Here is a 12,686-nt window from a genome sequence, read left to right as displayed (position 1 = left end):
CCGCGTCCATCGATCCCCCTCGCCGATCGCGCGGGGTGGTCCCGCGCACCGCGACCGGCCTACCCCCCGGGACCGGAGGGCCAAACCCGGGGGGCGACGTCAGGTGCGCGCGGCGACGACCGCGAGGGCGATCTCGGGGTGGTCGGTCGTGAGGCCGTCGACCCCGGCGTCGAGGAACGCGGCGGCCTCGGCCGCCAGGTCGCCGAACGCGGCCGGGTCGTCACCGCTGCGCAGGTCGACCGGCAGGAAGCGGTTCTCGGCGCGCAGCGTCCAGACCTGCACGGTCAGCCAGCGACGGTGCGCGTCGCGGACGAGCGTCGTGGGTCGGCCGAGGCCGCCGTCGTCGGCGGGCGGGAGCACGAGGGCCTTCGAGACGCCGATGCCGTCGGCGTACTCCTCGACGCGGGCGAGGCCCTCGGGCGTCGAGAGGTCGCCGTACGTCGTCGCCAGGCCGTGCACGACGGCGTCCGGCGGCTGGCGGTCGGGGAGGTCGAGCAGCTGCACGACCTGCACCTTCGTGCGGGCGGCCAGGCGGCGCAGGACGGCGGTCTCGAACGACATGACGGTGACGCGCGCCCGGGGGTGGTCCAGGTCGTGGCGACGCAGGTCGGCGAGCAGGGCGCCCTCGACGTCGAGCCCGCGCAGCCGGGCGTGCTCGACGTGCTTGAGCTCGAGCATCACGCCGACGACGCGCTGGCGGCGCACGGACTCGGCCTCCACCATCGCGAGCACCTCGGTGAGGGTGGGGACCCCCTCGCGGCCGTCGTGGGCGGCGGAGGAGGTGCGCAGCTCGGGGAAGCGCTCGCGGGCGGTGAGGGTCTTGACCTCGGCGACGGTGAGGTCCTCGACGAACCAGCCGTCGCGCTGCACGCCGTCGACGACGCGACGGGTACGCCGGTGCGCGAGCTCGGGGCGGGTCGCCACGTCGGTGGTGACGGACAGCTCGTTCTCGTGGCGGGCGACGAGCACGCCGTCGGCGGTGCACACGAGGTCGAGCTCGATGTCGTCGACGCCCGCGCGGATCGCCGTGCGGTAGGCGTCGAGGGTGTGCTCGGGGCGGTAGCCGGAGGCTCCGCGGTGGGCCGTCACGTTGGGGGTGACGACGAGGCTGGGGACGACACGTCGCGCCGGGCTCGGCAGGGCCGCGCGGCTGCGGGTGGGCGTCGTACGTCCGGGATCGAGCGTGATCTGGACCGTCACGCCCTCGAGAGCACCAGCCGGGAACGACGGCGGCGCCACCGTCGGGTGACGGCGAGGTGACATCGGCGCGCACAGGCGCCGACGCTCACTCGGACGCGGGCTGCTCCACGGCGGCCGCCTCGCTGGCGGCGACGGCGGCGCGGATGGCCTCGAGCGCGGCGTACCCGGCCGGGGTCAGCTCCCACAGCCCGGGGCCGCCCGAGGTGACGAGGCCGTCGTCCCCGAGGGCACGGCGCTCCTTGGTGACGACGGTGCGCCAGCGCACCTCGCCGCTGGGGCCGACCGCGAGGTCGTCGCGCTGCAGGACGCGGGCCATCCGGACGGCGAGCTCGTCCATCACCAGCTCGCGCTCGAGGCGGCCGGCGTGGTCGCCCAGGATCGCGAGCACGTAGGGGCGGAAGGCCGACTGCGGCGTGCGGCCCGGCGCCGTGCGGGGGGCGCGACGCACGGGCGCGGCCGGGGCAGCCGGGGCGCCCGGGACGCGGGCGGCGGCACGGCGGGTGGTGCCCGCTCCGGCGGGGACGGTGGTGCGCGTCGTGCGCGGCGCCCGGGCGGCGGGAGGTGCGGCCGCCGGCTCCGGCGGCGGCTTCGGCGCACCGTGGGGGCAGTAGGTCAACGACATGTCACAGTGCTCGCACCAGGCGTCCGCGCTCACCCGACCACCATAGGACGACGGAGGTCCCCGGCTCCAAGCCGGACGGGGTACGGCGGGCTCGATCCGGGCCCGACGTGCGCGACGTCACGTGGTGCGGGCGGGAGCGGACCACGCGCATCTCCGCAGGCCGGCGGTCCGCCCGGCGCCAGCCCAAGACGGCTCCGCTGCTTGGATGCGGGGATGGACGGACGCGACGAGCGACACCTGAGCCGGCTGAGGGCGATCGCGGCGGTGACCGCGGCACCCCACCGCTACTGGGACCTGATCTCGGCAGTCCGGACGCTGGACGAGGCGGTCGTCGCGCTGCAGGAGACCTACGACCTGGGCGAGGAGGAGGCACAGGCCGTGCTCGCTCTCCAGGGCCGTAACTTCGTCGAGTCCGAGGTGCAGAAGGTCCGGGAAGCCCTGGGCGGGCAGCCGGGGACTTACCCGGAGCCGCCGGTCGTGCCTCCGTCGGACGAGCCCCACGAGGTGGCCTCGTCCCGCGTGTGCGACGCACGCGGCGACGTCCCGCCGGAGCCGCCCCACCTCGCTCCCGACCGCGTGGGCGACCTGGTCCACTACGCGCGCGCCCAGGCCGAGTGGCTGCGCCACGAGCAACGCGAGGCCCGGTCGCGGAACCTGCCGCACGAGGGGGGCGACGAGGCCATCGCCACCTGGGAGACGGTGGCGCTGGCGCTCGCGGAGGCGTTCGACCTCGTGGACCTGCTCCCGGGCGAGGACGAGGTGCGTGGTTTCGAGGGCCGCTAGCGCGGCCACCTCAACCACCGAAGCCGCGGGGCCGGCTCAACCACCGAATCCGCGGGGCGGGGTTTCGAGGGCCGCTAGCGCGGCCACCTCAACCACCGAGTGCCCGGGCGGCCACCTCAACCACCGAGTGCCCGGGCGGCCACCTCAACCACCGAGTGCCCGGGCGGCCACCTCAACCACCAAAGCCGGGCGGCCGGCGCGACGACCGGGCCGCTCGTAGGCTCGACGGCATGACCGCGGTCGTCGTCGTCCTGCTCCTCGCCGCGGTCGCCGCTGTCGCGGTGGCCGCCGCCCAGCGGGCGCGCGCGAGGCGCGAGCGGGAGCGGGTGGCCGCGCTCGAGGCCGTCACCCGCGTCGCCGACGAGGACGTGACGCGCTTCGGCGAGGAGCTGCAGGACCTGCACGTCGAGACGCTCACCACCGACCTCGACGTCGCGATGCGCCAGGACTACCAGCGCGCGCTCGACTCCTACGAGGCCGCGAAGGACCTGCTCCGCGACGTCGCCCGCCCCGAGGACGTCAAGGCCGTCACCCGCTCGTTGGAGGACGGCCGTTACGCCATGGCCTGCGTCCTCGCCCGGCAGGCCGGGGACCCGCTCCCCCAGCGCCTCGCCCCCTGCTTCTTCAACGCCGCGCACGGCCCGTCGAGCGAGGAGGTCGAGTGGGCGCCGCCCGGCGGCGTCGCGCGCGACGTACCCGTCTGCCGTGACGACGCCGAGCGGCTCGCCGCAGGCGCCGAGCCCGACACCCGCATGGTCCGCGACGGCAGCCGCATGGTGCCCTGGTACGACGGCGGCGCCGCCTACCGCCCGTACGCCGACGGCTACTACGGGGTGGCCGCCATGAACGGTCTCTTCCCCGTGCTCGTCCTCAGCATGATGGCGAGCGACGCCTCCGCCTTCGACACGTACGGCGGGGCCGACGGCGCCGGCGGGGGCTGGGACATGGGCGGCTCCGACGACGGCGGCGGCTTCGGGGGCGGGGGCTTCGACGGCGGGGGCTTCGACGGCGGTGGCGGCGGGTTCTGAGCGCCGCGACGTGACGCACCGCACGGGGCGGTTGTCACGGTGACAGTCGTGCTGTCATCGTGGCCGCCATGACCCTTCGCATCGCGTCCATGCTCATGTACGACGGCAACCCCCGCTCCGCCGCCGACCAGGTCAGCGCCTGGGAGAAGGCCGGTCTCGACTCCGTGTGGGTGGCCGAGGCGTACGGGTTCGACTCCCCCACCCTCATGGGCTACCTGGCCGCGAAGACCGAGACGGTCAAGATCGGCGCCGCGATCCTCAACATCTTCTCCCGCACCCCCGGCGCCCTCCTGCAGACGGCCGCGGGCCTCGACAACGTCAGCGGCGGTCGCGCGATCCTCGGTCTCGGTGCCTCCGGGCCGCAGGTCATCGAGGGCTTCCACGGCCTGCCCTACGAGAAGCCGCTGGCCCGCACCCGCGAGGTCGTCGAGATCATCCGCCAGGGCCTGCGCCGCGAGCCGCTGCAGCACGAGGGCCTCATCAACCTCCCGCTCACCAAGGAGCAGGGGGCGGTCACCGGTCTCGGCAAGCCGCTCAAGCTGCTCACGAAGCCGGAGCGCTCCTCGATCCCCATCTGGATCGCCGCGCTGGGCCCGAAGAACGTCGAGCACACGGCCGAGTACGCCGACGGCTGGATCCCCCACCTGTTCCACCCGGAGAAGGCCGCCGGCGTGTGGGGCGACGCCCTCGCGGCCGGCGCGGCCAAGCGACCCGACGAGCTCGGCACCCTGCAGGTCATGGCGGGCGGCATGCTCGCCATCGGCGAGGGCGAGGACACCCGCGGGCTGCTCGACCTCGCGCGCCCGGTCTTCGCGCTCTACGTCGGTGGCATGGGCGCCAAGGGCAGGAACTTCTACAACGACGTCGCCAAGGCCTACGGCTACGGGCACGAGGCGGAGCAGATCCAGGAGCTCTACCTCTCGGGCAAGAAGAAGGAGGCCGAGGCGCTCGTCCCCACCGAGTGGCTGGAGGCCGCCAACCTCGTCGGCCCCGCCTCCTACGTGAAGGAGCGGCTCGCCGCCTTCGAGGAGGCCGGCGTCACCGACATCAACGTCACCCCGGTCTCCGCCGACCCCGCCGCCACGATCGCGGAGCTGCGCGACCTCATCGGCTGACGCCGTACAGGTCGCCGTGGGCGGCGACCCGGTCGAGGACGACGTCGAAGGTCATCTGCTCCAGCGCGAGCGGGTCGTCGGCGCCGTCCTCGACCTCGTCCCACGTCAGCGGGGCCGCGGCGAACGGGCGGTCGCGTCCCCGCAGGGAGTACGGCGCGACGGTCGTCTTCGAGCCCGCGTTCTGCGACCAGTCGAGGAACACCTTGCCGCCCCGGCGCTGCTTCGTCATCGTCGCCGTCACCAGCGAACCGTGGGAGCGCTGCAGGTCCTCCGCCACCTCGCGGGCCAGCGCGGTCGAGGCGTCCGGGTCCACCGGCGCCTCGGCCCGCGGCAGGGCGTCGAGATCGGCGTACAGGTGCAGGCCCTTGCTGCCGCTGAGCACCGGGGTCGTCGCCATCCCGCGCTCCGCGAGGCGCTCGCGCACCATCAGCGCCACGACGCAACACTCGTGCAGCCCGGCGGGGTCGCCCGGGTCGAGGTCGATGACCAGCCGGTCGGGGCGCCGCGAGCGACCCGAGCGCCCGACCCGCCACTGGTGCACGTGCAGCTCGAGCGCGGCCAGGTTGACCAGCCAGGTCAGCGTCGCGAGGTCGTCGACGACGGGGAAGCGGATCGTGCCGTCCTCCGGCTCACCGCCGGTGCTGCGGGCGCGGCGCGAGCCCGTCGTCGACACCTCGGCGGTGCGGACCCACGGCGGGGTGCCGGACGGAGCGTTCTTCTCGAAGAAGCTCTGGCCCCCGACCCCGTGGGGCCAGCGCACCCGGGTCACCGCCCGGTCGCGCAGCTGCGGCAGCAGCACCGGGGCGATGCGGGCGTAGTAGTCGAGCACCTCGCCCTTGGTGGTGCCGGTGACCGGGTACAGCACCTTCTGCAGGTTGGTCAGGCGCAGCACACGGCCTTCGACCTCGACCCGGACCTCCGTCCCCGCCGCAGCCGGCACCCTCAGTGGCCCATCGCGATGAGCGGCACCTGCGCGGGCTCGAGGTGGAGCATCAGCGCCTCCATCACGTGCCGCGGCACGCTGACGCACCCTGCGGTCGCGCCCGAGCCGTTGACGTGCAGGAAGATCCCGGCGCCGCGGTAGCGGACCTGCTCGCGGTAGTTGTAGTCGGTGACGACGCTCATCTCGTACTGCGCGCCGTAGTCCGTCAGCCGCTCCGAGGAGTCGGCCCCCGTCAGCCACCACCGGAACCCGCCCTGGTCCTGGTGCCGGTAGCGGTTGTAGTGGCCCGACGCGTTGTCCTGCACCCAGAAGTCGCCCGGCATGATCTTGCGGTACGGCATCCGCCACGCCGTCTGGTGGTTCCACCTGCCGAACGACGAGATCAGCCCGTGGGTGCCCAGCGGTGTCGTGCCGCTGCCCTGCCGGCGGCGCGTGGGGGCGACGAGCCCGCCGTACCCGATCCGGCCGTCCGTGGTCAGGAACTGCACGTCCCAGCGGCCGCTGCGCAGCTGCCAGAACGCGACCCGGGCGCGGTAGCCGCTCGTGCGGTTGACGGTGACGACGGCGCGCGTACCGCTGCGCAGCGCCACGTCGATGCCGTCGAGGCGCACGGTGCTCGCCGCCCGCGCCGCCGTGGGACGCACCAGGCCGGTGACGGCGAGGGCGCCGACCGTGCCCAGGGCCGCGCGTCGCGTGGCCGTGTACGGCGTGGGGCCGGGGGTGGTGGGGGGTGTGCTCACAGGTCCTCCGCCTCGAGATCGGATCGGACCCCACGGTACGACGGCTGGCGCAGCCGCGCACCGGACTCGTCGGGAGCGCCGCCCAGGCCCAGCGCCTCGACGTCGACGACCACGACGGGCTCCACCCAGTGCGTCCCCGTCGCGTCGACGCGCGGCACCTCGTCGGCGAACGGGCTGGTGCCGCGCTCCAGCGGGGCCAGCAGGTCGCGCAGCACGGGGCCCGCCTTGCCCGCGATCCCCGAGCCGACGCGTCCGCGGTAGAGCAGGCCGGCCGCGGTCGGCGTGCCCACGAGGAGGGCGCCGAGGCGCGACGTCGAGCCGGTCTCCGGGCGCCAGCCGCCCACGACGTAGGACTCGCGGCGCCGGTGGGGGAACTTCAGCCAGTCACGGCTGCGCGCGCCGGGCTGGTACGGCGACTCGGCGCGCTTGCTGACGATGCCCTCCAGGCCCTGCTGGTCCGTGGCGGCGAGCAGCATGGCGCCGTCGTCGTACGTCGGGGGCACCTGCCAGCGGTCGTCGACGGCGACGAGCGCCTCGAGGCGCTCCCGGCGCTCGGCCAGCGGCCGGCGCAGCAGCGACCGGCCGCCCACCTCGAGCAGGTCGAAGGCGACGAGGGTGACCGGCTGCGCGGCCGCGAGGCGGGCGGCCCGGCGGGTGTCGCGCACGTGCATCCGGTCGGCCAGCGCGGCGAAGCTGGGCCGGCCGTCGGCGAAGGCGACCACCTCCGCGTCGATCACGGCGTCGCGCCCGCCGACCGCGTCGACGAGCCCGGCGAGCTCCGGGTAGGCGGCCGTCACGGTGTTGCCGTTGCGGCTCCCCAGGCGCAGCGCGCCGTCGCGCACGTGGGCGAGCACGCGCATCCCGTCCCACTTGACCTCGTGGACCCACCCCGCGGCGGCGGGCACGGCGTCGCCCCGGGTCGCGAGCATCGGGCGCAGGTCGGTCGTCACGCGGTCATCCTGCCCTGGTCCCGGGTACCGGTGGGGGCGATACTGACCGGGTCGCCCGACGGTCTTCCCCGCCCCCGATGAGTCCGGGGCCCCGTCGGGGTCGGAGCTGGTGGCCCGGTGGCGACGGAGAGGAGTGGGCGATGCGCGCGATCTGGAAGGGTGCGGTCTCGTTCGGCCTGGTGAGCGTGCCGGTCAAGCTCTACGCCGCGACCGAGTCCCACGACGTCTCGTTCCGCCAGGTGCACGCGAAGGACGGCGGACGCATCCGCTACCAGCGCGTCTGCTCGCTCGACGGCGAGGAGGTGCCCTACGCCGACATCGCGAAGGGCTACGAGACCGAGGACGGCGAGATGGTCGTGCTCGACGAGGACGACCTGGCGTCGCTGCCGTCGAGCTCGTCGCGGGAGATCGCGGTCGAGAAGTTCGTGCCGAGCGAGCAGATCGACCCGCTGCTGTTCGAGAAGTCCTACTACCTCGAGCCCGAGAAGAGCGGCGCGAAGCCCTACGCGCTGCTGCGCGAGGCGCTGCTGGCCGCCGACCGGATGGCGGTCGTGACCGTGGCGATCCGCAACCGCACCACCATCGCGGTGCTCCGCGTGCGCGACGACGTGATCGTGCTGCAGACGATGATGTGGCCCGACGAGGTGCGCACCCCCGACTTCTCCGTCGAGGTCGGCGAGGTCAAGGACACCGAGGTCAAGATGGCGCAGATGCTCGTCGAGACCCTGGCCGGCGACTTCGACGCCGACGAGTTCACCGACGACTACGCCGAGGCGGTCGAGGCCGTCGTCAAGGCCAAGGTCGAGGGCGGCGAGGTCACGCGCACCGAGACCTCCACGAAGAGCTCCGGCGAGGTCGTCGACCTGCTCGCCGCGCTCCAGCGCTCCGTGCAGGCCGCGAAGAAGGCCCGTGGCGAGGACGTGCCGGACCAGGCCGAGGACGCGGCGGACGACGAGGCGGAGGACGAGGCAGCGGACACGTCCGACGAGGCCGACGAGAAGCCCGCCCGGAAGCGCACGCCGCGGAAGACGGCGACGAGCGGGACCGCCGCGAAGGCGCCGGCCAAGAAGGCGGCCGCCGGGAAGACCACCGCGAAGTCCGCCACGAAGAAGACGGCGGCGAAGAAGACCACCACCAAGAAGGCCGCCGAGCGCAAGGCCAGCTGACCCGCTCCCCCCGTCGTGCCGGCCCCGGTTCAGCCCAGCGAGCCGTCGCGGGAGCGCAGGCGCTCCGCGTCACCGGTGCCGCGCGCGGCGACGGAGTCGGGAAAGGCCCGGTCGGCCAGCGAGAACACGAGGTCGGTGAGCCGCGGCGCGACGACGTTCGCGATCTCGGCGAGGCGGGCGGGGAGCACGTCGACGGTGATCGGCCGCTCCTCGAGCGCCCGCACGATCTTGAGGGCCGCCTGCTCCGGCGTCAGCGCGGGCACGCGGGAGTACGCCTCGGTCGGCGCCACCATGTTGGTGCGCACGAGGGAGAGCCGCAGGTTCGTGAAGGTCACGTTGTCGCGGTAGGTCTCGCGCCCCGCGATGCGCCCGAAGACGTCGAGGGCGGACTTCGAGGCGATGTAGGCCGCGAACTTGGGGCTCTTCACCTGCACGCCCCACGTCACGACGTTGACCACGTGGCCGAACTTCTGCGCGCGCATCGCCGGCAGCAGGCCCATCGTCAGGCGCAGCGGACCGAAGTAGTTCACCGCCATCGTGCGCTCGAAGTCGTGGAACCGGTCGTAGGTGAGGTCGAGCGAGCGGCGGATCGAGCGGCCCGCGTTGTTGACGAGGTGGTCGACGGGCCCGAACTCGGCGACCACCCGCCGTACCAGCGCGTCGACAGCGGGGCCGTCGGTGAGGTCCACGACGAAGGTGTACGCCGTGCCCCCCGCCGCCTCGACGGCGTCCCGCACCCGGTCGAGCTCCGCCGCGCGCCGCGCCACCAGCAGCACTGTCGCGCCGCGCGCGGCGACCGCCCGCGCCGTGGCCTCGCCGACGCCCGAGGAGGCGCCGGTGACCAGCACGGTGCGGCCCGCGAGCGGGCTCGTCGGGTCGCCGGTGAGGGCGCGCACGACCCGCCGCACGCGGGCCAGCGGGGTGGCGAGGAGGAGGGACATGTCCCGAGCGTACGGCGGCACCCGGCCCCCGCGGGACCCCTCAGCGAGCGGCGTCGAGACGCGCGCGCTGGTCGGGGTCGAGCTCGAGTGCGGCCGCGGCGAGCGCCTCGTCCAGCTGCTCGGGCGAGGACACGCCGACGATCGGGCGCATCGCGGGCCGACCGCCGAGCAGCCAGGCGAGGACCACCTGGCCGGGCCGCGCCCCGAGCTCGCCCGCCACCTCGTGCAGCACGGCGAGGCGACGCGTCGTGCCGGGGTGGTCGTAGGGCTCGGGGAAGGGCCGGTCGGCCCGGTCGTAGCTGCCCTGCACGAGCGGGCTGTAGATCCACAGGTCGAGGCCCGGGTTCTCGGTGACGTGGTCGACGGTCTCGTCGGTGACGAAGCCGAAGCGGTGGTCCTTGCCGGGCACCTCGGTGTCGGGGCGCGGGCGCACGTAGGACGTCGTCAGCTGCAGCGCCGTGAACGGCTCCGTGCCCGCCGCCGCGGCCAGCGCGTTGGCCCGCTCCACCCGCCACGTGGGGTGGTTGGAGATGCCGAGCCGGGCCACCTGGCCGTCGGCGACGAGCTCGCCGAAGGTCGCGACGACGTCCTCGAGCGGCACGCTGCGGTCCTCCAGGTGCGCCCAGTAGAGGTCGACCACGTCGACGCCGAGGCGCTCGCGGCTGGCGACGATCGAGCGGCGCACGACGTCGGGGGCCAGGCCGACGACGCGGGAGGGGTCACCCGGCACGACCGGCTCGGGGCCGACCTTGGTGGCCAGCACGACCTCGTCGCGGACCCCGGGGTTGCGGCGCAGCCACTCCCCCAGCAGCGCCTCGCTCTGCCCGCCCGCGCCGGTCTCGGAGGCCCAGAAGGCGTAGCAGTCGGCGGTGTCGAGCGTGGTCCCGCCCGCCTCGACGAAGCGGTCGAGCAGCGCCATCGAGGTGCGCTCGTCGGTCTTCGTCCCGAAGTACATGCACCCGAGCACGAGGTCGCTGACAGCCATGCCCCGATCGTCGCAGACGGCCCCGACCCACCCCGGCGCCGGTGGCTCAGCACCAGTCCGCGGCCACCCGTCGTACGACGGTCAGGTTGCGGCTGGTGCCCGTCACGCCGAGCACGCGCTCGGCGCGGGCGTTGTCGAGGCGGGTCGCGACGTACCCCCCGGACAGCGTCAGGTGCACCGCCCGGCCGCTGACCCGCACCCGGGCGTCGTCCCCCGACAGGGCCTCGAACGCGGCCGCCGCCTCCGGCGCGGGGGTGTCGCGCAGGAGGGTGACGTACTGCCCCGCGGGCGGCGCGGCGCCGCTCGTCGCCGCCGCGGCGGTGGCGGCCGCGAGCATCGCCTCGCCCTCCGCGGCCGCCGTGCGGACCTCCGCGGGGGTCAGCACGGCGACCTCGATCGGGAAGCCGCGCTCGGCGCTCAGGGCCTCCTCGAGCCGCTCGGTCAGGCGTGCCACGCTGCGCATCGGGGTGCGCAGGAGCACGTTGCCCGTGTGGATGTACGTCGTGGGGTCGGCGAAGCCCGCGGCCTGCAGCGCCGCGCGCAGCTCGTCCATGGGATACCGGCGGCGCGGGCCCAGGTTGATGGCCCGCAGGAACGCGACGTAGGTGGGCACGCCGTCATCGTCGCGCACCCGTGCCGCGCGCGGGCGTCGGCGCGCGCTCGCGCCTACCGGGCCGCGGGCGCCTCGGGTCTGGCGCAGTAGGAGACGGCACCCTCGGCCGGGCCGTGGTAGGCGAAGTCCCGGCCCTCCACGGCCAGCACGACGCGCCGGCCGGGCACGACGGCCTGGGTGTACATCCCGCCCGCGCTGGGGCAGCCCAGCGCGCCGCTGCGCCACTCGACGGCGTCGTCGGAGACGAGGGTGACCTCGGCCGGGTCGACGCCCTCGCGCTCGGCCAGGTCGGCCACCGCGGCGGCGACCACCTCGTCGTACGTCGTGCCGCCGGGGGTCGCGCTCATGTCGTCTCCTGCCGAGGGGGTCGCACCGGAGGTGCTGGGCGTGGTGCGGTCGCGGGCCGCGTCGTCGCCGGTGTCGCCGTCGCCGCCGCAGGCCGCGAGCGCGAGGGTCGCGACGAGGGCGAGTCCGGCCAGCGGGGTGCGCAGGCGCGTGCGGTCGAGGACCATCCGAGATCAGCTCCTGGGTCGGTCGGGCTGCGGTCCACCCTAGGACGCGGCCCGGCCCCGGGCGGTTCCCTCAGCCGGCGGCGCCGTCGTCCGCGGGGAAGATCATGCAGGTCGAGGTCGCGAACGCCACGAGGCGACCGTCGGCGTCGGTGAGGCGCCCCTCGGCCAGGGCGGTGCGCCGGCCCCGCTGCACCACGGTGCCCTCGGCCCGCAGCACGCCGGAGGCGTCGGTGGCCGGGCGCAGGAACTTCACGGTGAGGTCGAGGGAGGTGTAGCGCTCCCCCGGCGCGAGGGTCGAGTGCACCGCACAGCCGCACACCGTGTCGAGGAGCGTCGAGTGCACGCCGCCGTGCACCGTGCCGAGCGGGTTGCCGTGCCGGGTCAGGTCGGGCACCAGCTCGACCCGCACCCGGCCGCGCTCGGGCACGTCGAAGGCGCTCATGCCGAGGGTGGTCGCGATGGGCGCCGTGGGGAGCACGCCGGCGACCATGGCGCGGAGCTGGGCGAGGCCGTCCATCGGGGCGGGCTGGGTCTGTGTCATGGACGCAGCCAAGCAGGGCGTTGCTGAGTCTGTCAACGAGACCTAGGGTGGCGGGGTGTCCCGCCCCTCCGTGCTCGACCACGCCACCGACAACTGCTCGCTCGTGCGGGCGGTGCAGGTGCTCGGCGACCGCTGGACCCTCGTCGTGCTGCGCGAGGTGTTCATCGGCGTGCGCCGCTTCGACGACATCCGCCGCCACACCGGCATCCCCCGCCAGGTGCTCACCACCCGCCTGGCGACCCTCGTCGACGCCGGCCTCCTGCACCGCGCGCCCTACCGCGAGCCGGGGGCGCGCGAGCGCCACGAGTACCGGCTGACCGAGAAGGGCCTCGACCTCCAGCCCGCACTCGTCGCCCTGACCCGCTGGGGCGACCGCCACCTGGCCGACCCCGAGGGGCCGCCGCTGGAGTTCCGCCACCGCGACTGCGGAGCCTCGGTGGACGTTGCTCCGGTCTGCTCGGCCGGTCACGTGCTCACCGACCCCCGCGAGACGAGCATCGAGCCGGGCCCGGGCGCACGGCTGCTGCCCACGGCCGGGGGCTGAGCC

The 12,686-nt window shown here is 74.9% G+C and carries 15 protein-coding genes; 5 read left to right on the top strand and 10 right to left on the bottom strand.

Annotated elements, in window-relative coordinates:
* Positions 1 to 99: 99 nt before the first annotated feature.
* Positions 100 to 1,200 carry a glycerophosphodiester phosphodiesterase family protein gene (locus INN71_RS02095; protein ID WP_277501229.1) on the bottom strand — a complete coding sequence of 367 codons (1,101 nt, stop codon included), beginning with the start codon at positions 1,198 to 1,200 and terminating at the stop codon, positions 100 to 102.
* Positions 1,201 to 1,285: 85 nt separating this feature from the next.
* Positions 1,286 to 1,855, bottom strand: coding sequence for a hypothetical protein (locus INN71_RS02090; RefSeq protein WP_301799348.1), 570 nt, complete (start codon positions 1,853 to 1,855; stop codon positions 1,286 to 1,288).
* 180 nt (positions 1,856 to 2,035) lie between these two features.
* Here INN71_RS02090 and INN71_RS02085 point away from each other — a divergent pair, with 180 nt between their 5' ends.
* The 3 genes from INN71_RS02085 to INN71_RS02075 all read left to right on the top strand — a co-directional run bounded on the left by INN71_RS02085 (position 2,036) and on the right by INN71_RS02075 (position 4,748).
* Positions 2,036 to 2,605, top strand: a complete 570-nt coding sequence (locus INN71_RS02085) for a hypothetical protein (RefSeq protein WP_277497511.1) — start codon at positions 2,036 to 2,038, stop codon at positions 2,603 to 2,605.
* A gap of 230 nt (positions 2,606 to 2,835) precedes the next feature.
* The gene (locus INN71_RS02080; RefSeq protein ID WP_277497512.1) at positions 2,836 to 3,633 is read left to right on the top strand and encodes a hypothetical protein; all 798 of its coding nucleotides are present in this window, start codon (positions 2,836 to 2,838) and stop codon (positions 3,631 to 3,633) included.
* Positions 3,634 to 3,701: 68 nt separating this feature from the next.
* Entirely contained in the window at positions 3,702 to 4,748 is a 1,047-nt protein-coding gene (locus INN71_RS02075) for an LLM class F420-dependent oxidoreductase (protein WP_301799347.1), read from the top strand.
* Here the strand turns inward: INN71_RS02075 and ligD (INN71_RS02070) are convergent.
* The 3 genes from ligD (INN71_RS02070) to ligD (INN71_RS02060) are packed head-to-tail and all read right to left on the bottom strand — an operon-like array spanning position 4,738 to position 7,381.
* A complete protein-coding gene (gene ligD / locus INN71_RS02070; protein ID WP_301799345.1) occupies positions 4,738 to 5,640 on the bottom strand; it encodes a non-homologous end-joining DNA ligase in 903 nt (300 codons plus the stop codon). The genes INN71_RS02075 and ligD (INN71_RS02070) overlap by 11 nt on opposite strands.
* A 50-nt stretch (positions 5,641 to 5,690) precedes the next feature.
* Positions 5,691 to 6,431 carry a L,D-transpeptidase family protein gene (locus INN71_RS02065; protein ID WP_301799344.1) on the bottom strand — a complete coding sequence of 247 codons (741 nt, stop codon included), beginning with the start codon at positions 6,429 to 6,431 and terminating at the stop codon, positions 5,691 to 5,693.
* Positions 6,428 to 7,381: a non-homologous end-joining DNA ligase gene (gene ligD, locus INN71_RS02060; protein ID WP_301799343.1), complete on the bottom strand. Its 954-nt coding sequence runs from the start codon at positions 7,379 to 7,381 to the stop codon at positions 6,428 to 6,430. Before ligD (INN71_RS02060) ends, INN71_RS02065 begins: the two co-directional genes overlap by 4 nt.
* 140 nt (positions 7,382 to 7,521) lie before the next feature.
* Between ligD (INN71_RS02060) and INN71_RS02055 the strand changes: the two genes are divergently transcribed.
* On the top strand, positions 7,522 to 8,547 hold the full coding sequence (locus INN71_RS02055; RefSeq protein ID WP_277497517.1) for a Ku protein: 1,026 nt from the start codon (positions 7,522 to 7,524) through the stop codon (positions 8,545 to 8,547).
* Positions 8,548 to 8,576: 29 nt separating this feature from the next.
* On the opposite strand, the gene INN71_RS02050 is transcribed toward INN71_RS02055, so the two are convergent.
* The 5 genes from INN71_RS02050 to INN71_RS02030 all read right to left on the bottom strand — a co-directional run bounded on the left by INN71_RS02050 (position 8,577) and on the right by INN71_RS02030 (position 12,139).
* Positions 8,577 to 9,488, bottom strand: coding sequence for an SDR family NAD(P)-dependent oxidoreductase (locus tag INN71_RS02050; protein ID WP_301799342.1), 912 nt, complete (start codon positions 9,486 to 9,488; stop codon positions 8,577 to 8,579).
* A 40-nt stretch (positions 9,489 to 9,528) separates the two neighbouring features.
* A complete protein-coding gene (locus INN71_RS02045; RefSeq protein WP_301799341.1) occupies positions 9,529 to 10,473 on the bottom strand; it encodes an aldo/keto reductase in 945 nt (314 codons plus the stop codon).
* 46 nt (positions 10,474 to 10,519) lie between these two features.
* Positions 10,520 to 11,086 (bottom strand): DUF1697 domain-containing protein, encoded by a 567-nt coding sequence (locus INN71_RS02040; RefSeq protein ID WP_301799339.1) that lies wholly within the window; start codon positions 11,084 to 11,086, stop codon positions 10,520 to 10,522.
* 53 nt (positions 11,087 to 11,139) lie between these two features.
* Positions 11,140 to 11,598 carry a hypothetical protein gene (locus INN71_RS02035; RefSeq protein WP_301799335.1) on the bottom strand — a complete coding sequence of 153 codons (459 nt, stop codon included), beginning with the start codon at positions 11,596 to 11,598 and terminating at the stop codon, positions 11,140 to 11,142.
* Positions 11,599 to 11,668: 70 nt separating this feature from the next.
* Complete coding sequence (locus tag INN71_RS02030; RefSeq protein ID WP_301799334.1) at positions 11,669 to 12,139, bottom strand: PaaI family thioesterase; 471 nt, start codon at positions 12,137 to 12,139, stop codon at positions 11,669 to 11,671.
* A 55-nt stretch (positions 12,140 to 12,194) separates the two neighbouring features.
* On the opposite strand from INN71_RS02030, the gene INN71_RS02025 reads away from it, so the two are divergent.
* Positions 12,195 to 12,683 (top strand): helix-turn-helix domain-containing protein, encoded by a 489-nt coding sequence (locus INN71_RS02025; RefSeq protein ID WP_277497522.1) that lies wholly within the window; start codon positions 12,195 to 12,197, stop codon positions 12,681 to 12,683.
* Positions 12,684 to 12,686: the final 3 nt, after the last annotated feature.

The organism is Nocardioides sp. ChNu-153, from assembly GCF_030466625.1.
GTDB lineage: Bacteria > Actinomycetota > Actinomycetes > Propionibacteriales > Nocardioidaceae > Nocardioides.
Note: the sequence above shows the minus strand (reverse complement) of the source record. Positions and strands in the feature narration are given on the sequence as shown.